The organism is Gordonia phthalatica (genome assembly GCF_001305675.1).
In the GTDB taxonomy this organism is placed as follows: domain Bacteria; phylum Actinomycetota; class Actinomycetes; order Mycobacteriales; family Mycobacteriaceae; genus Gordonia; species Gordonia phthalatica.
In genome coordinates this window covers 2,844,512-2,868,418 of the sequence record NZ_CP011853.1, presented here as the reverse complement: position 1 = coordinate 2,868,418, position 23,907 = coordinate 2,844,512, and the positions used below count along the sequence as shown (strand labels likewise).

General features: G+C 67.9%; 22 protein-coding genes. 9 read left to right on the top strand and 13 right to left on the bottom strand.

Translation table 11 applies throughout. The annotated features are described in order from the left end of the window. Nucleotides 1-24 precede the first annotated feature (24 nt). The 9 genes from ACH46_RS13415 to boxC all read right to left on the bottom strand — a co-directional run bounded on the left by ACH46_RS13415 (nucleotide 25) and on the right by boxC (nucleotide 11,457). Complete coding sequence (locus ACH46_RS13415) at nucleotides 25-2,208, bottom strand: 2OG-Fe(II) oxygenase (protein WP_062393370.1); 2,184 nt, start codon at nucleotides 2,206-2,208, stop codon at nucleotides 25-27. Between the two features lie 64 nt (nucleotides 2,209-2,272). Continuing rightward, nucleotides 2,273-4,600 carry a YecA family protein gene (locus ACH46_RS13410; protein ID WP_062393369.1) on the bottom strand — a complete coding sequence of 776 codons (2,328 nt, stop codon included), beginning with the start codon at nucleotides 4,598-4,600 and terminating at the stop codon, nucleotides 2,273-2,275. A gap of 68 nt (nucleotides 4,601-4,668) precedes the next feature. Next, a complete protein-coding gene (locus tag ACH46_RS13405; RefSeq protein ID WP_062393368.1) occupies nucleotides 4,669-5,103 on the bottom strand; it encodes a hypothetical protein in 435 nt (144 codons plus the stop codon). After that, nucleotides 5,100-5,759, bottom strand: a complete 660-nt coding sequence (locus ACH46_RS13400; protein WP_062395405.1) for a hypothetical protein — start codon at nucleotides 5,757-5,759, stop codon at nucleotides 5,100-5,102. The genes ACH46_RS13405 and ACH46_RS13400 overlap by 4 nt, the downstream gene beginning before the upstream one ends. Before the next feature lie 455 nt (nucleotides 5,760-6,214). Next, a complete protein-coding gene (locus ACH46_RS21480) occupies nucleotides 6,215-6,754 on the bottom strand; it encodes a DUF6158 family protein (protein ID WP_062393367.1) in 540 nt (179 codons plus the stop codon). Further along, nucleotides 6,751-7,080, bottom strand: coding sequence for a ferredoxin (fdxA, locus tag ACH46_RS13390; RefSeq protein ID WP_062393366.1), 330 nt, complete (start codon nucleotides 7,078-7,080; stop codon nucleotides 6,751-6,753). Before fdxA ends, ACH46_RS21480 begins: the two co-directional genes overlap by 4 nt. Nucleotides 7,081-7,151: 71 nt before the next feature. Next, nucleotides 7,152-8,153, bottom strand: a complete 1,002-nt coding sequence (locus tag ACH46_RS13385; RefSeq protein WP_062393365.1) for an NAD(P)/FAD-dependent oxidoreductase — start codon at nucleotides 8,151-8,153, stop codon at nucleotides 7,152-7,154. Then, nucleotides 8,150-9,739, bottom strand: coding sequence for a benzoate-CoA ligase family protein (locus tag ACH46_RS13380; RefSeq protein ID WP_062393364.1), 1,590 nt, complete (start codon nucleotides 9,737-9,739; stop codon nucleotides 8,150-8,152). Before ACH46_RS13380 ends, ACH46_RS13385 begins: the two co-directional genes overlap by 4 nt. Before the next feature lie 5 nt (nucleotides 9,740-9,744). Beyond that, complete coding sequence (boxC, locus tag ACH46_RS13375) at nucleotides 9,745-11,457, bottom strand: 2,3-epoxybenzoyl-CoA dihydrolase (protein ID WP_062393363.1); 1,713 nt, start codon at nucleotides 11,455-11,457, stop codon at nucleotides 9,745-9,747. Nucleotides 11,458-11,697: 240 nt separating this feature from the next. Between boxC and ACH46_RS13370 the strand changes: the two genes are divergently transcribed. Continuing rightward, complete coding sequence (locus tag ACH46_RS13370; protein WP_226995623.1) at nucleotides 11,698-12,594, top strand: PaaX family transcriptional regulator; 897 nt, start codon at nucleotides 11,698-11,700, stop codon at nucleotides 12,592-12,594. A gap of 187 nt (nucleotides 12,595-12,781) precedes the next feature. Here ACH46_RS13370 and ACH46_RS13365 read toward each other — a convergent pair whose 3' ends face one another. Both ACH46_RS13365 and boxB read right to left on the bottom strand, forming a co-directional pair. Beyond that, a complete protein-coding gene (locus ACH46_RS13365; RefSeq protein ID WP_062393362.1) occupies nucleotides 12,782-13,306 on the bottom strand; it encodes a GNAT family N-acetyltransferase in 525 nt (174 codons plus the stop codon). 29 nt (nucleotides 13,307-13,335) lie between these two features. Continuing rightward, a complete protein-coding gene (boxB, locus tag ACH46_RS13360; protein ID WP_062395403.1) occupies nucleotides 13,336-14,817 on the bottom strand; it encodes a benzoyl-CoA 2,3-epoxidase subunit BoxB in 1,482 nt (493 codons plus the stop codon). 348 nt (nucleotides 14,818-15,165) lie between these two features. Between boxB and ACH46_RS13355 the strand changes: the two genes are divergently transcribed. The 8 genes from ACH46_RS13355 to ACH46_RS13320 all read left to right on the top strand — a co-directional run bounded on the left by ACH46_RS13355 (nucleotide 15,166) and on the right by ACH46_RS13320 (nucleotide 21,936). Further along, nucleotides 15,166-15,774, top strand: coding sequence for an acetate uptake transporter family protein (locus ACH46_RS13355; RefSeq protein ID WP_062393361.1), 609 nt, complete (start codon nucleotides 15,166-15,168; stop codon nucleotides 15,772-15,774). Beyond that, nucleotides 15,771-16,670: an amidohydrolase family protein gene (locus tag ACH46_RS13350; RefSeq protein ID WP_062393360.1), complete on the top strand. Its 900-nt coding sequence runs from the start codon at nucleotides 15,771-15,773 to the stop codon at nucleotides 16,668-16,670. The genes ACH46_RS13355 and ACH46_RS13350 overlap by 4 nt, the downstream gene beginning before the upstream one ends. Beyond that, entirely contained in the window at nucleotides 16,663-17,520 is an 858-nt protein-coding gene (locus ACH46_RS13345; RefSeq protein ID WP_062393359.1) for a 3-hydroxyacyl-CoA dehydrogenase family protein, read from the top strand. Before ACH46_RS13350 ends, ACH46_RS13345 begins: the two co-directional genes overlap by 8 nt. Further along, on the top strand, nucleotides 17,517-18,281 hold the full coding sequence (locus ACH46_RS13340) for an enoyl-CoA hydratase/isomerase family protein (RefSeq protein WP_226995622.1): 765 nt from the start codon (nucleotides 17,517-17,519) through the stop codon (nucleotides 18,279-18,281). The genes ACH46_RS13345 and ACH46_RS13340 overlap by 4 nt, the downstream gene beginning before the upstream one ends. Continuing rightward, nucleotides 18,278-18,826 (top strand): gamma carbonic anhydrase family protein, encoded by a 549-nt coding sequence (locus tag ACH46_RS13335; RefSeq protein ID WP_082399655.1) that lies wholly within the window; start codon nucleotides 18,278-18,280, stop codon nucleotides 18,824-18,826. The genes ACH46_RS13340 and ACH46_RS13335 overlap by 4 nt, the downstream gene beginning before the upstream one ends. Before the next feature lie 30 nt (nucleotides 18,827-18,856). Next, entirely contained in the window at nucleotides 18,857-20,428 is a 1,572-nt protein-coding gene (gene paaZ / locus ACH46_RS13330) for a phenylacetic acid degradation bifunctional protein PaaZ (RefSeq protein WP_062393357.1), read from the top strand. Next, a complete protein-coding gene (locus ACH46_RS13325) occupies nucleotides 20,425-21,135 on the top strand; it encodes an SDR family oxidoreductase (protein ID WP_062393356.1) in 711 nt (236 codons plus the stop codon). The genes paaZ and ACH46_RS13325 overlap by 4 nt, the downstream gene beginning before the upstream one ends. 138 nt (nucleotides 21,136-21,273) lie before the next feature. Next, complete coding sequence (locus tag ACH46_RS13320) at nucleotides 21,274-21,936, top strand: IMPACT family protein (RefSeq protein ID WP_062393355.1); 663 nt, start codon at nucleotides 21,274-21,276, stop codon at nucleotides 21,934-21,936. A 44-nt stretch (nucleotides 21,937-21,980) separates the two neighbouring features. Here ACH46_RS13320 and ACH46_RS13315 read toward each other — a convergent pair whose 3' ends face one another. After that, entirely contained in the window at nucleotides 21,981-22,472 is a 492-nt protein-coding gene (locus ACH46_RS13315) for a hypothetical protein (protein WP_062393354.1), read from the bottom strand. A gap of 219 nt (nucleotides 22,473-22,691) precedes the next feature. Then, the gene (locus ACH46_RS13310) at nucleotides 22,692-23,822 is read right to left on the bottom strand and encodes a pyridoxal-phosphate-dependent aminotransferase family protein (protein WP_062393353.1); all 1,131 of its coding nucleotides are present in this window, start codon (nucleotides 23,820-23,822) and stop codon (nucleotides 22,692-22,694) included. Between the last annotated feature and the right edge of the window lie 85 nt (nucleotides 23,823-23,907).

The following is a 23,907-nucleotide window of genomic DNA, read 5'->3' as shown; positions in this document are numbered from 1 at the left end:
TCGGACAATCACCGTCGCGTCAGGTCATCGGCGGGCGGCTACCCACGCGAGATCCTTCGTCGCCTGCCGTCGCGCGGCGGCGTCTCGGGTGAACAGTGCCTTCTTCTTCGTCAGGACCAGAGTGAAGGGGCGCCCGGTGCGGATGGTCGTGTGGTCGACTGGGAGTTCTGCATTGTCGATCTCGCGGTGAAGGTGCAGCCGGAAGTCCTTCTTCAACGGCCACTCCGTGCGCGTCGATTCGGACGAGCGCGCGAACCGTTCCAGGCGACCGCAGAGGTCGCATCCGCACCCGTCGAACGCGATGGACCAGTCGGCGTGCCGTCGAGTGAGTTCGGTGATTCGGCGTTCCAGGAGGACTGTCGTGTCTTCGGCGAGGGCAATCGCGATCGGGTCGTCCTGGGGGAGTGCTGCGAGGATGCCGAGGAGGAGGGTAGTCACGTCTCGCGGGTTCTCGGCCACTGCGGAACGGAACTCGGCCAGCGCTTCGTCGTCGCATTCGGCGAGGATCACCGCGGCAGTCGGAGCCGAGTGCCGGTAGCCGTCCTGACGCCTGCTCGGCGGATTGCCGGCGCTGCTCGAACGGCGAACGAACGCGAGCAACATCGCGTGCAAGCGAGTCGCGACGAGGTCGGCGACGTCGGCTGCTCCCTCCGCGCGCAGACGGTCACACAGGGCGGGCAGAGTCGCCTGCGTCCAGTCGTCGTGGAGTTCGCTGGCGAAGGAGTGCCTCGACAGCCACGATGCGACGATCTCGGACACCCAGGACATACCGTGACGCTGCGCGGCGCGGGCGAGGTGCGGGGCGTCGTCGGTCCGGAGACTTGCGATGCTGAACGGCTCGAGCAAGCGGGTTGCGAGGTCGGTGTCGTCGACGCTGGAGGCGACCTTCAGGCACGGCGAGAATGCTCCGGCTGGAGCCAGTCTGACGAAGAGCGGCACCGCCCGCGCGTCGATCGCGGACTGTGTCCGCATCGCAAGATCCGCATCGTGGAGCCGTTCGGCGATGTCCTCGAGCGCGCGGACGGGATCGGTTTCGGCGCGGACTGCGAAGTCGCGCGCCTGCGGCCACACTACGACCGCGGCGCGGCGGTACCAGTACTCCTCAGTGTTGCCGTAGTTCCCCATGTTGCCCGTGTACTCGGACTCGTACGGGTTCAGCGACACTGTCGGCGTTGGGGCGCAGATCTCGGACTCGGCGACGCGCAGGGCGATCTCCTCGCAGTCCTCGTCGACGGGCTGCCACCAGCTCAGAACGGTTTCCGTGTCGGCGAGGTCGCCCGCATAGCCGTCGTATCCCTCATTCCACGTCTCGTGAATCTTTGTCAGCGCGACCGCGGTGCGGCAGTCGGTGCGCTCGGCGGCCGCCCGGATCGCTGAGACCCGCTCGGCGTCGTGCCCCTTGAACTGGCCGCGCGAGAGGCCGTGTTTGCTGTACTCGTGATCGAGGAGAACGACGAGCCGCGACGGCGTCGTCGTCTGTTCTTGCGGCCACCGGGGCTGGGCGGGGGTGGCGAAGTGATCGGCGATCAGGCTTGCGAGGACGTCGTCGGGCGCTGACTCTCCGACCTGGGCGTCCGAGATCAGCAGGTTGAACACGAGAGTGATCCGGTGACCGGAACGGACGCGTCGGATCTCGTGCCGACAGTCGGCATAGAACGCGATGAACGTGAGTCGGCTGTCGACGGGACGATGCAGTCGGGTCTGCCCGGCGTGCGCGACGACGAGCTCGCCACCGCTGTGTGCCGATGGCAAGACGACGACGAGCGTCGCCACCATCGCGTCGGCCTTCTCCGTGTCCTGATGCGGCGCGAAGAACTGGCCGGTGCCGTAGACGAGGAGTCCGTGCAGTTCCGCGGTGAGGGTGGAACCGTACGGGAGTCCGAGGTCGTCGCGGACCTCGGTGAGGATCTGTCCGAGAGTGGCGTCCCACTCCACGCCGCCGAGCGTCACCTTGTCTGCGGTGATCTCCCAGGTGTCACGGACGTCGGTGTCGTGCAGGGTCTCCGTGCCCCGGCCGAAATGTGCGGGACCGGCGACGGCTTTCAGCTTCTTCGCGTCAGCGGCGTACATGCGAGCGGGGAGAGCGCCGACGCCCTCGACACGGATGTCCAGGGCGTCCGGTGATGCCGTCAATTGCGTGCTGAACGAGCCTTCGGGTCGCTGGTCGTTCAGGTGGCGCGCCAGACTGATCCGGGGTGGAGTCGACATGAAGACGAGTGTGGCATGGAGGTCGGTCGCATGGTGCTCCGTGCGACCCTCGATTCGCTCTGTTCTAGTCGACCGACCTCAAGTGCGGTCCCTTCGGCTCGGCCGCCGCCTCCAATTCGTCCGCGAGTTCGTCGGCGGTGAGGTGACGCTCGTCGACGACGGTCGCGTCCGCATCGACCTCGACGATCGAGTCGATGATCGACTCGAGGCCGTCTTCGGCGAAGGCGATGATCTTCGCTGTGGTCGCGTTGTCGATCACTTCGAGACGCACCTGGCCCCGGAGATTCATGTCGTCCTCGATGATCCAGCAGTCGACGGACCATTCGAGGTTGTCGTCGAGCCATGCCTTCACCGCCTCGGGCTGCGTGAGGCGTAGTGAGGCGAGGTGCGCGCCGTTCTCGGCGAGGTCGTCGATGAGCGCGGACTGTTGGATGAATCGGCTGCTCAGCATGGTGATGAGCTCGACCGGCGGGATGCCGTCGACGAGCATCTGGGTCAGAATCGGCGCATCGTGTGCAGCAACCGGATCGGGCGTCACGACAGCGGTGAACGTGTCGCCCTTCGGTGCGAGGCGGGTACAGATGAACGTCCCGCGCTGGACGGCGCTGCTCCCGCGTTCCTCGCTGATCTGGTAGCGCTGGTCGTCGCGGAGGTCGCGCAGCGTCATCCCGATACCGGGTTCGACGTCCTCGATCTCGAAGACCGACCGTCCGCGTTCGAGGATTCCCTCGATGTAGGTGACGTCGTCTTCGGTCAGGTAGTCGCGGGCCACGTCGAGCAGTCGGGCGTAAGCGCCGCCCTCGATCAGCATGATGTCGATGGCGAGTTCGCGGTCTTCGGAGAGCACGTCGAAGACGTCGGGATCGGAGATGAAACTGACGCGGAGGTCGTGCAGGGACTCGACCGCATCGAGGCCGCCCGACCAGCCGAGGAACTCCGCGGCTTTCAGACTCACCAGGAAAGCGCGTTGCTCCTCGTTGACCGGGGGCTTGCCCCGATGGCAGGACTTGTACTTGCGACCCGACCCGCACCAGCAAGGTTCGTTTCGTCCGGGTTCCGGTCCGGTGTTCGCCAGGATCTCGTTCACAGTGTCGAGCACCGGGTCGCCCTCGTAGGCTCCGATCTCGATGAGGAGCGTCTGCGCCCGCGTGAAGTCATCCCTGAGGATGGTGAGCGACGAGAGCATCAAACGCGGCGCGAAGGCGTCGCGATCGATACGTGCGGCGTCATGAAGAAGTCTCTCGGCGTTTTCGAGATCGCCGTCGATCGCGGCGCCTCGGGCCGCGAGGTACAGGGCACCCGCCTTCGCTTTGGTGGTGGACACGTGCCGGAGGAGCGTCGTTGAGACCCGACGGAAGCCGGTAACCGCCCTCTTGCCGTCATCATCGGAGCGGTCCCGCGCCTGGTTGATCCGACTGACGACGACCTCGACCACCGGCATGTGAGCGCGGTCGTCGCCGAGGACGTCGAAGTAGTGCGGGTCCGCCTGCATGCGCTTCTCGATCAGCTCATCCTGCTCGGTCTCGGTGCGGACGACCAGGCGTCCAATGGTGAGGGCGACGTCGGCGGCGTGCGCGGACGGCAGCTGGTACTCCTCGCGGATGTGAGCGGTGCGCTGCTGATCCAGGATGTCGTCGACGTCGGTCCCGGCGCGGGCGACGAAGTCGTGGGCGACGATGTACCCCGCGGTGTCGAGCAGTTCGGACAGCGGCAGCGTGGGTTCGGTGAAGAAGCCCTTCGTCACGACCAGGTGCCAGACGACGGTGTCGAAGTAGACGATCCCGCCGCGGCCGGCGGCGAGTGCTTCCTCGACGGCGTCGGTCACGTCGACCTCGGCAGGGTTGTCGGCGGGTGTCACCTCGATGTCGGCGACCGGCAGGCCGAGCATTTCGCGGCGCGCTTCGAGTGCGATCAGGTGGGCGTGCGATTGCGCCTTGTTGGGATCGGCGTTGAAGCGGATGGTGACTTCGACGAGGTCGCCCGGCTGGTACTCGCTGAGGGTTCCGCGTTCGGTGACGATGCCGGACTGATCGGGTGCCGGGTCGAGGCCGCGTTCGGCGAACAGGTCGGGGTCGGTATGCATGCTTACGGTCAGCCCTGCGACCCGGCCGGTCATCGGGTACAGGTCGATCGTGTCGAGCAGGATGTCAGACGCGATCTCGTCGGCGGTGAGTCGGTGAGTGAAATGCAGCCGGTCGACGAGGTCGTCGACGACGGCCAGCCGGCTGTCCAGAAGCAGCACGGCGGGATGGTCGCCGTCGACGACGATCTCGGTCGCAGTGTCCTCGTCGACCTCGTGCTTCACCAGGAGATCGATCCACTCGTCCTCGCTCAGCGGCCCGTGCTCGCGAAGCAACTCGATCGCAGTGGTGAACGCTTCTTCCCCGTCCATGGGGCGACGGTAGCAATTCGTGCTCTCGCGCGACGCCCGAACCTATTATGTGGTGGTTGCTGTCGCCCTCAGCCGATCAGAACGGACGCTTTGTGCTCGATTCTGTGCGCCTCGACTTGGTGTTGCGCGAGGTTGCCGCGGACTGTCGGATCGACATACCAGTTCAGCAGCATGGTGTCCCTCGCCCGTGGGCTAGCGAGTTCACGCGCTTCGTCGCGTGTGAACAGCCACACTGTGTCAGTGCTGAGCAGAACTGTGGCGAGCAGTTCAGCGTGCAAGTCGACTGGGAGGGACCAGCCGAGGGCGAGTGCGCCCTTGCCGCCAGCCCGCACAGGCTTGTCCGTGGACTTGACCTGAATCGTCCGAGCCGTGTTGTCTTCCGATGAGTATGCGACCAGGTCGACGCCCGAGTCAGTGGTGAGCCGGGCGCTGTCAATGCCGAGCCGCAGGAGTCGATATTGGACGAGTAGCTCGCCGGCGGCACCGATGTGGAGCGAACTCACTCGTCCTCCGACTCTTTGAACACTCGCCGCGTAGCCTTGACGATCCCCTTGGCGAGCAGGAAGTTCCCTCCGCCACCTATCGCTGCACCGATCCCGAACGGTGCAGCTCGGCCGAGGACGATGATGCCTCGCTGCGTGCCGTAGCGAGTCACGAATTGGGGGCCCAGTACTCGGTTGATCTGTCGGATCGTCTCAATCGGAACGGCCTTTGCTGCCTTGCTACCGAGATGCGCCCCGGTCCGACCGGCGGCCTTGCCGACGCCGCCCGCGACACTCCCTCCTGCAAGAACCATCAGTACTAGGGCCCGCTGGCGTTCGTAGTTCTCGATGTGGATTCCGTTGACGTTGGCAACTGCCAAGACATGGGATGTGGCGGCGACGAGGAAGTAGCTGCCGTCGCCTGCAGCTGCCGCAAGAGCCGCAACGGTGCCCACCCCCGGCACCGCTGCCGCTGCTCCGGTAGCGGTCCCGGTGCTTGTCACAGTCGTGATGAAGAGCGTTTCCAGCCTTCGGATCAGCACCTCGTCCGATGCGTCCGGGTACTGCTTCCGAAGTTTGCCGACGGCCGACTCCGCTACCTTCGAGGCCTGTCGTATCGCGGTATCAAGAACCCCGAAATCGGTTGCAACCGCCGTCGACGGCTTCTTCTCGCTCATCGCCTGGTACGTCCTCTCGTCACGAGGATTAAATACCACAACGTACCGACAAGATTAGGATCAACCAGACACTTCCGTCCGCCAGCGTGACTTACGGATGGCCAGCTGGTCGCTGAGAATGATGTTGACATTCAGTTGTTGGATCAGATCGCGCGTTGCGGGTTTCGACACTGCCTCCGCTTCGCTTCGGCAGGCTCAACCAGCGGATGGCGGAGGGAACCACTGTTCGTCGCGGTCGCCTCGATACACCGCGTGCTCGCAAGCTCGCAGGCGGCACTCGGCAGACCTGGGGGCGACGGAGCGGCGGCAGCAGTGTTCCCAGTGACTGCGGGTTGGTCACTGGGAACGCTCGTGATCTTCGGTTGTTTGGGAAGCTGCGGCTCTCTCGATGTGCTCGCTCACTACGTTCGCGGGCGTACTCGAGGAGCGTGGGGGTTTCGACTCGCTTCGCTCGCTCAACCAGCGGAAATGGCAGCCCTGCCGGCGTCCGTGATCACGCGGTCGGACTTCTCCGTCTCCAGGAGGTGGGGGACCTCCTTGTAGAGCTTCGCCAGGTTCTCGCGGGGGATGCCGAGCTCGCGGGCCAACTGGTGGACCGCCAGCTTGTTCATACGGCCGTCGGGCTTGTCAGCGATCGCCTGCAGCAGCGCCTTGATCGGGTCGTCGGGCGCGGCGCCGGAGTGCTCGTCGGCCGTCACCGGCGTCATCTGCAGCAGGGACTGCAGCTGCGCGACGATGCCGGCGATCGCGGCCTTGATCTGCTCCACCTCGTCGCCCGGGGCAGTGGGGGCGCCGCCGGAGCCCTGCCACGTCCGCTTGGGGTAGCGGCGGACGTATTCCTGCTCCAGCTCCAGCATGCGCGCGGTGTGGGTGGCGAACTGCGCGGCCGTGCCGTGCAGGAACACCCAGTTGCGGGTCTCGTGGGCCTGCTTGCCCTGATGCTCGAGCTCTTCGTCGCTGAGTTCGCGGGCCGGACGCCCGATCGGAGTAGTCACAATCCCTCCACCATGGGTGTGTCGACGCCCAGGGGGCCGACCTTGTGGGAACCGCCGGGAGCACCGAGAGGCTCGTCGCGGCCGGTCAGAACGGTTTCGAAGAAGGCGCGGTTGTCGGCGATGAACGCAGACTCCTCGTCAGGCACACGGCGATCCTGGCTGATGGCCTCCACGGGGCAGACCGGCTCGCAGGCACCGCAGTCGATGCATTCCTTGGGGTTGATGTAGAGCTTGCGGCCACCCTCGTAGATGCAGTCGACCGGACACTCCTCAGTGCACGACTTGTCCATCACGTCGACGCACGGGCTGGCGATCACATACGGCATGACGACTCCTCTCTGTGGCAAGTGGTTCGCTGAACGCTTCGCGCCCAGGAACCCGATATGTAATTGGGCTGTCAGACGGCAGCAGGGGCGGGCTGCTCGTCGGTCGAATGGCCGGGGAACAGTTGAGCCTCTGGATCGATGTGTACCGCCGCGTTGTTGACCGCGGTGGCGATTTCGCCGAATCCCACCGAGATCAGACGGACCTTGCCGTCGTACTCGGTGATGTCGCCGGCCGAGTAGATCCCGCGGCGCGTGGTGCGCATCGCCGAGTCGACGACGATGTGCCGGTTGTCCTTCAACTCCAGACCCCACTCGCGCAGCGGTCCGATGTTCGCAAGGAAGCCGAGCGCGGCCACCACGTGCTCACAGTCGACCACCTCGACGTCGTCGACGCCCTTGGTCTGCACGTGTGCGCGCTGCAGATGGTCGTCGCCCTCCAGGACGCTGACCTCGGCGTCGGTGATGAGTCGGACCGACGACGCCTCCACCTGAGCGACCGTCGCGGCGTGCGCGCGGAAGATCTTCCGGCGGTGCACGACGGTGACCGACCTCGCGTACTCCTCGAGCATCAGCGCCCAGTCGAGGGCGGAGTCGCCGCCGCCGACGATCACCACGTTGCGGCCGGCGTACGGCGCGGGGTCGGGCACGAAGTACTCCAGGCCGCGGCCCAGGAAGTCCTCGCCGGCAGGCAGCTTGCGCGGAGTGAAGGTGCCGATGCCGGCACTCAGGACGATGGCGCCGCAGGTGAGGGAGTCGCCGCCGGAGGTCGAGACGGTGAAGGTGCCGTCGGCGTTCTCGGTAAGCTCCTGCGCCTCCTGGCCCAGCAGGTACACCGGGTCGGCCGACGCGGCCTGCTCGGTGAGCTCCTTGACCAGGTCGCGGCCCTTGATGCGGGGGTAGCCGGCGACGTCGAAGATCAGTTTCTCCGGGTAGAGGGCGCTGACCTGGCCGCCGAGCTCGGACAGGGAGTCGATGACGCCGACCGAAAGGCCGCGGACACCGGCGTAGTAGGCGCCGTAGAGGCCGACGGGGCCTGCGCCGACGATCAACAGGTCGAAGCGGTGATCGGTCATCGGTGTGCTCCTTCGAGTGCGGTGTCGGGAGTGGTGAGGCTGTCGGCGAGCTGCTCGCGGACGCGGAAGCGCTGCAGTTTGCCGGTGGCGGTCTTGGGGAGATCGGAGACGATGCGGATGGCGCGCGGCGCCTTGAACGAGGCGAGACCCTCGCGGCACCAGGCGATCAGTTCGGCGGGCGTGACGGGCTCGGCGTCGGGCGTGAGGACGACGCCGGCGACGGGCTTCACCAGCCCGGCCTCGTCCTCGGCGCCGACGACGGCGGCCTCCATGACCGACGGGTGCGCGAGGAGGCGGGCCTCCACCTCGGACGGGGTGACCCAGATGCCGCCCGCCTTGAGCAGGTCGTTGGACCGGCCCATGCAGTGGAAGACGCCCTCCGCGTCGCGGGTGTAGGTGTCACCGGTGCGCATCCAGCCGCCGAGGAACACCGAGCGCTGCGCGTCGGTGCGGCGCCAATACCCGAGGGCCAGGCTCTCGCCGCGGATGAACAACTCACCCGGGACGTCGACATCGCACACCGCGCCCGACTCGTCGCGCACTTCCACCTGCCAACCCGGGACGGGCTTGCCGGTGGTGCCGTGGCGGATGTCGTCGGGGTCGTTGGAGAGGAAGATGTGCAGCGCCTCAGTGGAGCCGAGACCGTCGAGGATCTCGAAACCGAACCGGTCCAGAACCTTCATCTGCAGCGCGGCCGGGAGCGGCTCGCCGGCCGAGACGCCGAGGCGGACGGAGGCGAAGGTGTCGTCGGCGATGTCGCTGTGGATCAGACCGTTGTAGAAGGTCGGGACCCCGAAGAACAGGGTCGGCTTGGACGCCTGCACCCGCTCGGCGAACGTGTCCGGGGTGGGGCGACGCGGCTCCAGGACGGTGGTGGCGCCGGCGGCGAGCGGGAAGAACAGCGAGTTGCCGATGCCGTACGCGAAGAAGAGCTTCGCGACCGACAGGCAGCGGTCGTCGGAGGTGATCCGCAGGACCTGCTTACCGTACGTCTCGTACACGTGCCGGATGTTGGCGTGCCGGTGCATCGCGGCCTTCGGCTTGCCGGTGGTGCCGGAGGTGTAGAGCCACAGGGCCCACGCGTCCTCGCTGGTGTCCTCCGGGACGTCCATCGGGTGCTCGGGGGTGTTGAGGAGGTCGGTCCATTCGATGACGTTGATGCGGCCGGAGACGTCGGCGACGAACCCGTCGGTGATCACCAGGTGCTCCACCTCGGGGGCCAGGGCGACGGCCTCGTTGACGGCGTCGGCATACTCGGCGCTGCCGACGACGACGCGGGCGCCGGAGTCGATCAGGATCTCCGAGAGCTCGTGGCCGTTGTACATGGTCGAGATCGGCACCGCGACCAGGCCGGCGTGGAAGGCGGCGAGGATCGTGGTGAGGAACTCGACATCGTCGACCATGAAGCACAGGACGCGGTCGTCGCGGTGCAGGCCGAGGGCGCGGAGGTTGGCGGCGATGCGGGCGACGTCGCCCGACAGCTCACCGTAGGTGCGCGAGCGGGTGCCTTCGACGGCGTTCTTGTCGGCGAACCCGGCACGGACCTGGGCGTGGACGAGGAAGTCCGCAGCGTTGAACTGAGCCATCGAAATTACACTCGCTTCTCGTCGTAGTCGGCGCGCTGACCGGTGCCGAAGCGTCGCAGCGCACCCTCCGGGCCGGAGGCGTTGGGCCTGATGAAGATCCAGTTCTGCCAGGCGGTGAGGCGACCGAAGATCTTGGTCTCCAGGGTCTCCGGGCCGACGAAGCGGTGGTTGGCCTCCATGCCGGTCAAGGCGTCGGGGGAGAGGGAGGCGCGCTCCTCGAACATGATGCGCAGCTCGTCGGCGAAGTCGATGTCGTCGAGGGCCATGGTCACCAGGCCGAGGTCGTCGGCCTGTTCGGTGGAGAGCGCGGTGCCGCGGGTGGCTTCGACGGCGGCGAGCTCGTCGTCGTGCCCGTAGAAGCGCGACTGCAGGCGGGTGAGGCCGTTGCCCATCGGGAACGGGCCGGAGTTCGACGCGGTCAGGGTGACGGTGGCCGGCTCGGCGTCGGGGTCGACGTCCTCGTAGACGCCCTCGAGCATGTACTGGCGGTCGGAGGCCAGGGCGATCTCGGCGAGGAAGCCGTCGAACGCGCTGCCCGGCTCGATGACCGCGACCAGGCTGCGGCTGGTGACGTCGAGGCGCTTCATGGTGCGCTTGTAGTACTGGTTGACCTCGTTGATGAACCAGTCGTCGGCCAGGTCGCGCAGCTGCGCGTCGTAGGCCAGGGCGGTCTCGTGGCTGCCGACGACGCGGAAGACCCAGGTGCCCAGGAACTGCTCGTTGGTGCGCAGCCGCAGGATCAGGTCGTCCAGCTCGCGCGTCAGACGCAGCGGCCAGTATTCGGCACCCTGCGCGACCGCCGCGGCGGCGTCGGCCGGCGGGACCTCGTTGGGGACGGTGATGGTGATGTCGACGCGCGAGCCGTCACGGTCGAGCGCGGCGGCGACGGTCGTGTACTCGATCGACGTGTCGGTGGAGGTGCGCTTCAGCGGGGTCAACGCGACGCCGGTCGCGTCGTCGGGGCGGCCTGACGCGGCGACGGCGGCGTCGGCGCGACGCCGGACCGTCTCGGAGAAGACCGAGCCCTTGGCGACCTCGTCGACCAGGCCCCACTTGACGGCGGTCTCGCCGCGGACACCTTCGGAGCGGGTGGCGAAGACGTCGGCGCGATCCTTCCGGACCTTGCGCTTGTCGACCACGCGGGTCAGGCCGCCGGTGCCGGGTAGGACGCCGAGCAGCGGGACCTCGGGGAGGGAGACGGCCGACGAGCCGTCGTCGACCAGGACGATCTGATCGCACGCCACGGCGAGCTCGTAGCCGCCGCCGGCGGCGGTGCCGTTGACGGCCGCGATGTAGGTCTGACCGGAGTTGGCGGTCGCGTCCTCGATGCCGTTGCGGGTCTCGTTGGTGAACTTGCAGAAGTTGACCTTCCACGAGTGCGGCGACGCGGCCAGCATCCGGATGTTGGCGCCGGCGCAGAACATGCGGTCGAGGCCGCTGGTGACGACGACCGACTTGACCTCGGGGTGCTCGAAGCGGAGTCGCTGGACGGCGTCGTAGAGCTCGATGTCGACGCCGAGGTCGTAGGAGTTCATCTTCAGCTCGTAGCCGGGGACGATGCCGCCCTGGGGGTCGATGTCGAGGACCAGGGTGGCGACGGGGCCGTCGGTCTCGAGGCGCCAGTGGCGGTACTGGGAGGGATCGGTGTCGAAGTCGACGGCGGGCGACGGCGCGTGGTCGTCGGCCGGGGCTGCGGCGTGGGTGTCGGTGACTGTCACTGGATTACCTCTTCGAATCGGCGTCGGAGTGGGGACTGCGTCGGGGCTCGGGGCTGGAACCCGCTTTGTGAATTTCTGTGTGCGACCGGTTCTGCCCCGGGGCTGTGGGACTGGTCGTAGAACGCGGACTGCGCGACATGAATCACTCTACACTTATGCTGTAGAACGTCAAGAGTTTGTGGAATAAAACCAGAAAGGTGGTGTCTGACGTGCATGTTCACTGCGGTAATGTGGTCAACCGTGGCCACAGTGCCGCCGGAGAAGACACCGGGAACGGATGGGGGAATCGTGTTGAACACCGCTGATTCGAGCCTCGATCAGGCCACGCTTCGCGACGAGCTCGGCGACGCGAGTGCGAGGTCGTTGCTGCTGACGATGCTCGGCGAGTTCGCGTATCCGCGTCGCGAGGCGGTGTGGACGTCGACCCTGTTGAGCGCATTCACCGCCCTCGGGGTGGAGGAGAAGTCGGCGCGGCAGTCCACCGCGCGCGTCGCCGCCGAAGGGCTGCTGTCGTCCGAGCGGGCGGGTCGTCGGACGCGGTGGAGCCTCACCGACGCCGGCGGGGAACTGCTGCGGGAGGGCACCGAACGCATCTACTCGTTCCTCGCCGACGCGCACGAGTGGAACTCGCAGTGGCTGCTGATGTCGGTAGCCGTGCCCGAGACCCAGCGCAAACTGCGCCACCAGCTCCGCACGCAGCTGACCTGGCTGGGCATGGGATCACCGGCCCCCGGACTGTGGGTGGTGCCGGACGCCGGGGTGGCGGACAAGGTCGCGGCCGTGCTCGACGGTCTCGGGATCCGGTCCAGTGCCTTCGTCTGGACCGGCACGTGGGCCGAGATCGGCGACCTGCACGCCATGATCGGCGCCGCCTGGGAGCTCGACACCGTGGCCGAGCAGTACCGGAAGTTCCTGTCCGTGTTCCAGCCCGAGCCGCTGACCGGGGCTGAGGCCTTCGTCGCACAGGTACGGCTGGTGCAGTCGTGGCGACGCTTCCCGTTCCTGGATCCCGACCTGCCGCAGAGCCTGCTCCCCGAGGACTGGCCCGGTCGTGCCGCGGCCGCCACGTTCCATGAGTGCCACGACATATGGCATGCGGAAGCGCAGCGGGCCTGGGTGGAGTGGGTGCCGGAATAGGGGGTTGTCGGAGGCGTCGTTGGTGACCCAGCCTGCGGCGGATCTCGATACTCGACGAGCGCTCGCAAGCTCGCGTCGGCGAACTCGATCAACCTGGGGAACAAGCATTTGCGTCCCCCTGAGCGGTCGCCGAGGGCTATTTGCCCTTGGGCGGTGCTGAGGGGGACGCAAATGTTGGTCGTGCCCGCTAGTAGCGGTGATCTTCCGGGTTCACGTAGCCGCCGGACTCCTCGCTGCCGGGGCCTCGGTCGACGGAGGCGTCGAAGGCGGGGACCGGATGGGCGGCGGGAGCGGGGGAGCCGCTCGTGATCCGCTTGCGGAGGGATCCGTCGTCGCCGCCCTCGAAACCGTGCGACTCCAGCCACTCGCGCAGCGACACCCGATCGGGGTGACCCGCGCGAATCGTGTTGTACACGTAGTTCACGCCGCGCTTGGCGGCCTCGGCCTCGATGTTGTCGAGGACGAAGGCGCCGACGCCGCGACGCTGGGCGTCGGGTGCGGTGGCGAGCAGGATCTCCGCGTCGCCCCACGCGATGTCGAGCCAGCCGTACCCGACGACGGCGTCGCCGTCGCGGACGGCCCACCATTCGCCGGCCACCGGAGCGTCCGGTGCGTAGGCGAGGTCGAAGGCGCCCTCCGGGGCACCGCCGACGATGCGCTGCTTGTCCGCGTCCCAGGTGGGCGCAGACTCGCGTTCCCATTGCAGGGTCATGACGACGTCCTTGTTCGAGGCGCCGGCCGTCAGGCCAGGCCCTCTTCGGCCAGGCGGACGTAGTCGAACTCGACGGGCATGTCGTTGATGCCGGCCTGCGGCGCGGCGATCCAGCCGGCGAACTTGCCGGGCTCGTATTCCGGGACCATCAGGGCGGCCACCTTGGCGCGGGTCTCGGCGGACGGCAGCCAGTCGTCGACCTTGGCCTCCCACTCCTCGTCGGACAGGATGCGGCCGTCAGGGCTGATGCGATGGCCGGAGAAGTTGCCGACCTGGCGGTTGAAGCCCTCGTGCGGCAGGCTCAGGCGCTCTTCGAGGCCCGCGTCCTCCAGCGCCTGGTTCCAGCGGCGGACACCGTTCTCGCAGTCGGCGGTGTACTCGTCGCGCAGGTCGAGGTTCAGCGCGGTGAGGTAGGGGACCTGCTTCTCCACGATCTCGCCGTTCTCGACGAGACGGACGGTGTACTCGCTGTCGGTGAGCTCGTGATCGTCCTTGCGGCGCGTCTCCTGCCAGCGACCCTTGAGCCCGCCGGTGTAGTACGCGGCGACGTTGGTGGACTGCTCGGAGCCGAACAGGTCCATCGACACCGAGTACTGGAAGTTCAGGTACTGCTGGATCACTTCGAGGGGGATGCCGCCGTACTGCCAGATGTCGTGGGTGCCGTGCTCCTTGATGAGCTCGGCGGTCCGCTCCACCACGCGCTGCACGCCGGTGGTGCCGACGAACATGTGGTGTGCCTCCTCCTTGAGCATGAACTCACAGGTGCGGGCCAGTGGGTCGAACGCCGACTCCTTCAGGGTGCCGAGCTGGTACTTGCCGTCGCGGTCGGTGAAGTAGGTGAACATGAAGAACTGCAGCCAGTCCGTGGTCTCCTCGTTGAAGGCGCCGAGGATGCGGGGAGCGTCCATGTCGCCGGAGTTGCGCTTGAGCAGCTGCTCGGCCTCCTCGCGGCCCTCGCGGCCGAAGTACGCCTGAAGCAGGTAGACCATTGCCCACAGGTGACGGCCCTCTTCGACGTTGACCTGGAACAGGTTGCGGAGGTCGTAGAGGCTGGGAGCGGTCATGCCGAGGATGCGCTGCTGCTCGACGGAGGCCGGCTCGGTGTCGCCCTGAACGGTGATGAGGCGCATCAGCTCGGCGCGGTACTCGCCGGGCACCTCCTGCCAGGCCGGCTCGCCCTTGTGCTTGCCGAAGTTGATCTTGCGGTCCTCCTTGGCCTCGGCCAGGAAGATGCCCCAGCGGTACTGCTCCATGGGGACGAAGTCGAAGTGGGCCCAGCCGTCGCGACCGACGGCGATGGCGGTGCGCAGGTAGACGTCCTTGGTCGGCAGCTGCGGGCCGAGGTTCTTCCACCAGTCGAGGAACTTCGGCTGCCAGCGCTCGAGGGCTCGCTGGAGGCGACGGTCGCTGGCGAGGTCGACGTTGTTGGGGATCCGCTCGGTGTAGTCGATGGGGCTCAAGGTGCCGGTGGGCGTCGGGGCTTGGCCGATGCGGTCGTTCTGGATCGTCACGCTGGTCTCCTCGTTCGGGGTGGGGGATGACTTGTCGCCAGGCTGTGCGACGTTGAATTTCATTCTACATAAATCCTACGTCACGTCTAGATATCTGTAGAACTTTCTTCGAGGAATCCACGACTCGGGCTTCCGTTCGCGTTCTGACGTGCGATGAAGTGGCAGCAAGAAGGCTATTTACTACGAAACCTTTACGTGGAACTTTAATAATGTAGAGTAACTGTCACTCGGGTTCAGATCCGTGGTCCACATCACCGCAGCCTGGACGACAGTCACCGAGCACCAGTCACCGTGTTTCAGCCCCTCCCTTCGACTCGATCGTCGAAAGCACCTCCTAGGAGCAACCACATGTCAGCTCAGACCGCACAGCGCCAGCCCGTCGGCTTGGCCCACATCATCGGCGATCCCGGCGGCGCCGCACTGTTCACCTTCGGCCTGGCCCTGTCGTGGGTCTTCGTCGCGGAAGTCCTCGACCACGACGCCAAGGGAGCCCTCGTCTTCGGTCTGCTGGTCGGCGGCATCGGCCAGACCCTCGGCGGCATCATCGCGATCCTCCGCCGCGACAACTACCTCGGCAACCTGCTCCTGACCTACGGCCTGTGGCTCATCGGCTTCCACGTCCTCTCGGTCAGCGAGCTGGGCAGCACCAGCGCCCGCGGCTGGTGGTCGTTCGCACTCGTCATCCCGTCGCTGTTCCTCGTGATCCCCGCCATCAAGATCAAGAACGTCGCCATCATCAGCGCCTTCGTCTTCCTGATCGCGCTCGAGGTCGTGCTCGGTCTCTCGCTCGTCACCGAGAACGCGTCGCTGAATCCGATCGTCGGCTGGCTCGCCTTCCTGTCGGCCCTGCCGATCTACTACCTGGCCTACGAGCGGCTGATGCACGCCGTCGAGCCGGCATCGGAGACCGAGGCCGTCGCCGCACCGCAGCCGATCGCCCAGGGCGTCCTGGCATGATCGGCGGGCGTACCGTCGTCGACGTTCACGTGCACGCGCCGCGGCTGTCCACACTGCGGCCTGCGTGGCTCGACTGGGCCGACACCTTCTCGCGCGACCACGACTGGCGCAGCGCCTACCGCGAGAACGGCGACCCGGAGCCCGCAGCTCTCGACGCGCTCTTCGCCGAGCAGGGCGTGGATCACGTGATGCTCTTCAGCGAGTACAGCCCGCGCGCCACTGGCATTCAACCGTTCGACGACCTGCTGCCCCTGGTGCAGCACAACCCGCAGCGGTTCCACCCGGTGGCCAACATCAACCCGCATCTGCACTTCCCCCTGGTGGGGGAGCTGCAACGACAGGTGGACCTGGGTGCAGTCGCCTTGAAACTGCATCCGGTCCACGCCGGATTCGACCCCGGCGACCGCGAGCTGTTCCCGGTCTACGCCAAGTGCGCGGAGCTGGGGATCCCGGTGATCTACCACTCCGGGACCTCCAGCTTCCCCGGCTCGCGCAACAAGTACGGCAATCCGGAGCTGTACCTCGACGCGATCGACTGCTTCCCCGAGGTGAACTTCGTCTTCGCGCACGGCGGTCGCGGCTGGTGGTACGAGGCCGCAGCCTTCCTGGTGCAGGCCAAGCCGAACGTCTGGATCGACCTCGCCGGCCTGCCGCCCAAGAAGCTGCCTGACTACTACGGCGCCTCGCTGCCGCGGATCGCGTCCAAGATGCTCTTCGGCACCGACTGGCCGGGCGTCCCCGGCCCGCGCACCAACGTCGATGCCCTCGGGCGGCTCGGCTTCGACGAGGCCACGCTTGCCGCAGTCGTCGCGGGCAACGCCTCCCGCGTCTTCCCGCGCGCGGGCATCACCTTGGAAACATCCACTTCTACTCGGAAGGAGACCACCGATGAGTGAGTCCTCCGGAGCCATCGGGGTCGTCGGCGGCGGCACCATGGGCATCGGCATCGCCTATGTCTTCGCCGCAGCCGGCTCCACCGTCACGATCGTCGAACCCGACGAGCCGCGTCGATCCGGACTGCGCACTCAGATCGTGGAGCGCGCCGAGAAGTCCGTCGCCCGCGGCAAGCTGACCGCCGAGCTGGCCGCGCACGTCGCGGACACTCTCCGCGTGGTCGCCGACATCGACGACCTCGACGTCGGCCTCGACCTGGTGGTGGAGGCCGTCCCCGAGATCGTCGACCTCAAGCACGCGGTGCTGAGGAAGATCGAGGCGCGCGAGCCGAAACTCATCGGCTCCAACACCAGCGCCCTCGCCATCGGCCTCCTCGCCGAGGCGCTGGCGCACCCCGACCGCTTCATCGGCATGCACTTCTTCAACCCGGTCTGGGCCATGCCGCTGCTGGAGCTGATCGCCGGCGACCACACGTCCGACGAGACCGTCTCGGCCGCGCAGGCCCTGGGCGCCCAGATCGAGAAGGAGACGATCCTGGTGCGCGACGTGCCGGGCTTCGCCACCAGCCGCCTCGGCGTCGCCCTCGGCCTGGAGGCCATCCGCATGGTGGAGGACGGCGTCGCGTCGGCCGAGGACATCGACCGCGCCATGGTCCTCGGGTACCGGCATCCGATGGGGCCGCTGCGCCTGACCGACCTCGTCGGCATCGACGTCCGCTTCCACATCGCCACCCAGCTCAGCGAGAGCCTGGGCCCGCGGTTCGAGCCGCCGCAGTTGATGCGCGAGATGGTCGAACGCGGCGACCTCGGGCAGAAGACCGGCCGCGGCTTCTTCGATTGGAGCGAGCAGTGAGCGAGTTTCAGACGCTGATCTTCGACGAGTCCCGCGACCACGTCGAGGTGACCCTCGACCGGCCGGAGACCAAGAACGCGATCGACGCCGAGATGATCGACGAACTGCATCGCGTCTGCGCGATCCTGGAGCAGCGGCCGCGGATCATGGTCCTGACCGGCGGCACGAACGGCGTGTTCGCGGGCGGCGCCGACATCGCCCAGCTGCGTGACCGGCGCCGCGACGACGCCCTCGCGGGCATCAACGTGAACCTGTTCGAGCGGATCCGCAAGCTGCCGATGCCGACCGTCGCCGCGATCGACGGATACGCGCTCGGCGGCGGCGCGGAGCTGTCGTACGCGTGCGACATCCGCGTCGCCACGCCGCGCACCGTGTTCGGGCAGCCCGAGCCGGGCCTGGGGATCATCGCCGGCGCGGGTGCCACGTTCCGTCTGGTCCGACTGTTGGGGGAGTCCATCGCCAAGCAGGTGCTGCTGGCCGGGCAGTGGCTCGACTCAGATCAGGCGCTGCGATTCGGCTTGGTGCAGTCGGTCGTCGACCCCGACGACCTGGTTGCGGCCGCCCGCGGGATCGCCGAGAACATGGGCCGCAGTTCACAGATCGCGCTGCGAATGACCAAGCTCGCCGCCGACGCCGGTGAGGCCGCGCATCCGCAGATCGAGCTCGCCATCCAGGCGCTGCTGTTCGAGGATGCCGAGAAGATCGATCGGATGACCGCGTTCCTGGACCGACGCGGCCGGAAGTCGGAGGGCCGATCATGACCTGCTATTCGCTCGACGGCGTCGCCCCGAAGATCCACCCGACCGCCTACGTCCACCCCGATGCGGTCCTGATCGGCGACGTCACCATCGGTGAGGACGCGAGTGTCTGGCCCAACGCCGTGCTGCGCGCCGACTTCGGATCCATCAGGGTCGGCAAGCGGACCTCCATCCAGGACGGCACCGTCCTGCACACCACCGAGGAGTGGCCGACGGTGATCGGCGACGACTGCGTGGTCGGGCACAACACGCACCTGGAGGGCTGCACCGTCGAAGACCGCTGCCTCATCGGCTCCGGCTCGGTGACCCTCAATCGGGCGGTCATCGGAACCGGCGGGGTGGTCGGCGCGCAGGCGCTGATCACCGAGGACTTCGAGGTCCCGCCCGGCGGCGTCGCCCTCGGCGTACCCGCGAAGATCGTCCGCATCACCGAGGGCGGCACCCCGTGGATCGACTACGGCGTCGGCGAATACCAGTCCGCCCGCCGCCGCTACCCGGGCGGTCTCGCCGAGGTGTCGCTCGACGAGTGCCGCACCGAGACGCCCTGACCCCTCGACCGAAGAAGGAACCGTGACCCCATGACCGACATCCTCAACAGCTACATCGGCGGCCAGTGGGTGGAGCCGACCGACGAGGGCACCCTCCTCGTCGACGCCGCCACCGGCGACCCTATCGTCCGCATCTCGGCGCAGCCGCTCGACTACGCGCCCGTCCTCGACTACGCCCGCGCCGTCGGCGGCCCCGCCCTGCGGAAGCTGACCTTCACCGGTCGCGCCGCCATCCTCAAGCAGCTCGGCAAATACCTGTCGGAGCGGATCCCCGCGTTCACCGAGGTCTCGCTCAAGACCGGCGCCACCCGACGCGACGCGATGGTCGACGTCGACGGCGGCATCAACGCGTTGTTCGTCTACGGCAGCAAGGGCGGCCGTGGACTGCCGGACTCCAACGTCGTGCCCGACGGCGACTTCGAGCCGCTCGGCAAGGGCGGCACCTTCGGCCTCGCGCACATCCTGACTCCGCGCACCGGCGTCGCCGTGCAGATCAACGCCTTCAACTTCCCCGTCTGGGGGATGCTCGAGAAGTTCGCGCCCGCGTTCCTGGCGGGCGTCCCGAGTGTGGTGAAGCCGGCCAGCGCCACGGCCTACCTGACCGAGACCGTGGTCCGCGCGATGGTTGAGTCCGGGCTGCTGCCCGAGGGCTCGCTGTCGCTGGTTTGCGCGCGACCCGACGGACTCGTCGACCAGCTGACCGCGCAGGACTCCCTCGCGGTGACCGGCTCGTACGACACCGCGGCCGCGCTCCGGACCCACCCGGCGGTCGTGGCGTCGGGAGCTCGCTTCACCGCCGAGGCCGACTCCCTGAACTCCTCGGTCCTCGGCCCCGACGTGACCGTCGACGCCCCCGAGTTCGAAGTCTTCGTCAAGATCCTCGTCACCGAGATGACGCAGAAAGCCGGCCAGAAGTGCACCGCGATCCGTCGCGCGTTCGTGCCCGCCGCGCTGGTCGACGCCGTATCCGACGCCGCAGTCGCCCGGCTGCAGAAGGTTGTCGTGGGGCCGCCCGCCGACGAGACCAGCCGCATGGGAGCGCTGGCGAATCAGCGGCAGCGGGACGACGTCCGCGGCGCCGTCGCGCGGTTGCAGAGTGCCGCGACCACCGTGTTCGGCGATCCAACGGCCGTGCCCGCTAACTTCGCCGACGGCGCCGACTTCGAGGGCGGTGCGTTCATCTCGCCGATCCTGCTGCGCGCCGACGACCCCGAACGCGACGAACTCCACCAGGTGGAGGCGTTCGGGCCGGTCGCGACCCTGATCCCGTACGAGTCGGCACAGCAGCTCGCCGGGCTCATCGCCCGCGGCGACGGCAGCCTGGCCGCCAGCGTCATCACCAACGACGCCGCGTTCGCCTCGAAGGTCGTCCTCGCGGCCGCGCCGTGGCACGGGCGGATCGTCGTCGTGGACCGCAACAGTGCGGGGGAGTCGACCGGGCACGGTGCGGCCGTCGCGCAGGCGATCCACGGCGGTCCCGGGCGAGCCGGTGGCGGCGAGGAGCTCGGCGGGCTGCGCGCGGTGGAACACTACTTGCAGCGGACCGCGGTCCAGGGCGGGCCGGACGTGTTGAAGGCGATCGTCGAAGGCGGTGCGGCATGACATCGGCACTGGTCATCGGAGGTGGCGGCGGCATCGGTGCCGCCGTCGCACAGCGGCTCGCGGCCGAGCACGCGGTGGTCGTGGGGTATCGCGACCGGCGCGATCGCGCCGAGGCGGTCGCCGCGTCGATCGGTGCCGGTGCCGTGGTCTGCGGCGCCGACGTCCGTCACGAGGACGGCGTGGCTGAGGCCTTCGACGCCGCAGAGAAGCTGGGCCCGATCCACACCGTGGTGCACTGCGCGGGCGCGTGGGACTTCACCCGCGTCACCGACTTGACCGAGGCGTCGCTGGACGACGACTACGCCACCAATCTGCGGTCGGCGCTGCTGACCCTGGCCGCCGCCGGACGGCGCGTGGTGGACGGCGGCCGCGTGATCCTGGTGTCGTCGGCCGCCGCGTATCTGGCACCCGGACGGCAGGTCAGTTACGCGGCGATGAAGGCCGGGCTCGAAGCCGGCAGTCGTGCCGCGGCGAAGGAACTCGGCAAGCGCGGTATCACCGTCAACGTGGTCCGACCGGGCGCCACCGACACGCAGCGACTCCGCGACAGCACCGCTGAGAAGGCGATCGAGGCGATGTCGTCGATGCCCGCGCTGCGGCGGCTCGGCACGCCCGACGACATCGCCGACGTGGTCGCCTTCCTGGCCTCGGACCAGGCTCGCTGGGTCACCGGCGCCGTCGTGGACGCGACGGGCGGACTGTGGTGAGGCGCGCCGCCGGCGAATAGGCCACCGGCTCGACGACTGTGCTCGGCAACTCGTCACGGTCGCGATCGTCGGTGCGGGTCCAACACCCGCGATTCGGCGTGCGTCGGGGTCGCCGAGCGAGCTTGGCAGAATGGCGGGATGGTGAATCAGGCAGGCGACGACGAATCCGCGGTGCGGTCGTACCTCACCCTGGCGGGCGGTGCGGACGTCGTCGACACGATCGAGGTGAAGCGATCGAAGTTCATGGCCGTGCTGCGCCGCGTAGACGACGAGCCAGCGGCACGGGACCTGCTCGCGGAACTGCGCCGTGACCATCGCGACGCACGGCATCACTGCTCGGCGTTCGTCCTCGGCACGCGAGGGGAGACCACGCGGACCAACGACGACGGTGAGCCGTCCGGAACAGCAGGATCGCCGATGCTGGACGTCCTGCAGGGCGCCGGCCTCAGCGATGTGGCGGCCGTGGTGGTGCGCTGGTTCGGTGGGACGCTGCTCGGTGCGGGCGGCTTGGCGCGCGCCTACGGCGATGCGGTGTCGCTGGCTCTGGCATCGGCACCGCTGGTGCGTCGCGAGCAGCGGCTGCTGTCACAGGTCGCGCTCCCGCACTCGGACGCCGGTCGAGTGGAAGCCGAGTTGCGCCGCCGCGGGATCGAGGTGCTCGGCACCGAGTACGGCGCGCGGGCGACCCTGCTGTTGGCGACGACGGCACTCCACGATGCGGAGGTCGCGGTCGCGTCGGTCACCGCTGGCGCCGGAGTGGTGGAGAGCGTCGGCACCCGATGGGTGGACCTGCGCGACTGACGGCAGCCGACCTGCGTGCGCGTCGGCTGCTGGCCCTGGGTCGGCTACTCGATCGTGATGTCGCCGCGGAACGCGAAGGGCGTCGCCCCCGGGGTGCACCCGTGGAAGGACTGCGTGGGGGCGGGACCCATCACGCCCACGTGATCGGTGGTGCCCTTCCGAACCGAGATCTTGACGGCGAAGGCGTCCTTCAGTGCGGCCGGTACCAGGTTCGGGTTCGTGTTGGAGATCGGGTACACCAGGGCGGCGGAGTCCTTATCGGTGTCGATGCAGGTGACGGGTCCCTTGATCTGGAACGGCACCTTCGACATCCCGTTCATCAGCGTGGCAGTGTATGTCCCGGTGGTGTGTCCTGACTCGTCGGTGGTGCCGTGGGCGTCGATGTTCAGCAGGTGGATTCCCGGAGCGATCTCCAGGTCGCCTACAATGGTCAGCGACTCCGGCGTCGCTGCCTGTGCTGGGGCCGCCGTTCCTCCGAGAACGGCTGCGGCGGCGAGCCCCGCGGCAGGGAGTAGACGAAGAGCGCGGTGGTTCATGAGGTGCCTCCAGATGCTCGGTGGGTGCGAAGACGACGACCGGAACGTCGTCGGCCTCACCTGTTGACGCTACCCCGATAGCGGGGGCCGGAGAACAGCTGAGCGCGGACGTAAAACACCTGTTGAGAGCATTGTTCGCAAGTCGCAGCGAATTGACGGTGCGGAGACGAGTCGACCGCCCGGCCGCAGTTGCGCGGCGAGGCGGTCGACGACGAAGGACTACGTGTTCGACTTCGCCAGAGCCGCACGCAGACGCTCGACGGTGCCGTCGACGTCGTTGAGCTTGTCGAGGCCGAACAGACCGATGCGCAGGGTGGAGAAGTCGTCGCCCTCGCCGCACTGCAGCGGCACGCCGGCGGCGATCTGCAGACCGACCTCCTTGAACGCGGCGCCGGTGTGGCGGGCGTCGTCGTCGGTGAACGCGACGACGACGGTGGCGGCGTCGAAGCCGTCGGCGGCCACGGACGGCATGTCGTTGGCGGCGAGCAGCTCGCGGATTCGGGTGCCGAGGTCGATCTGACGCTTGCGCAGTTCCTCGCGACCGAGGCCGACGGTCTCGCGCATCAGTGCGGTGTTGTGCGTGAGGGAGTCGGTCGGCATGGTGGCGTGGTACGGCGCCTTGCCCTCGACGTAGGCGTCGCTGATCGACAGCCACTTCTTCAGGTCGAGCGCGAAGCTGGTGGTGGTCGATTCCAGGACGGCGGCGCGGCCGCGGTCGCGGAACATGATGTACGCCGCGCACGGGGTGCCGCTCCAGCCCTTCTGCGGGGCGGTGAGCAGCACGTCGACGTCGACGGACTCCATGTCGACCCAGAGGGAGCCGGAGGCGACGCAGTCGAGGACGAAGATGCCGCCGACCTCGTGGACGGCGTCGGCGACGGCGCGCAGGTACTCGTCGGGCAGCACGATGCCGGATGCGGTCTCCACGTGCGGGGCGAAGACGACCTCGGGGCGCTGCTCGCGGATGGCGGCGACGACCTCGTCGATCGGGGCGGGCGACCACGGCGACTGGTGCTCATCGGTGGCCGGGCGGGCCTGGCAGATGGTGACCTGATCGGTGATGCCGCCGGTCTCCAGGATCTGCGACCACCGGAACGAGAACAGGCCGTTGCGGACGACGAGGACTCGTCGACCGGTCGCGAGCTGACGCGCCACCGACTCCATGCCGTAGGTTCCGCCGCCGGGGACGACGGCCACGCTGCCCGCGCTGTAGGTCTCGCGCAGGATGCCGAGAAGCTCCTGCATCACGCCGATGAATCGCTTGGACATGTGATTGAGCGAGCGGTCGGTGAACACCACCGAGTACTCGAGCAGGCCGTCAGGATCGATGTCGTTATGAGGAAGAGCCACGTGAACACTCTGTCATAACCTCTCGGGTCACGTTCGGTTCGGTCGGGGAAAAAAGGGACCCAGGTCACACTCACCGCGCGGGCAT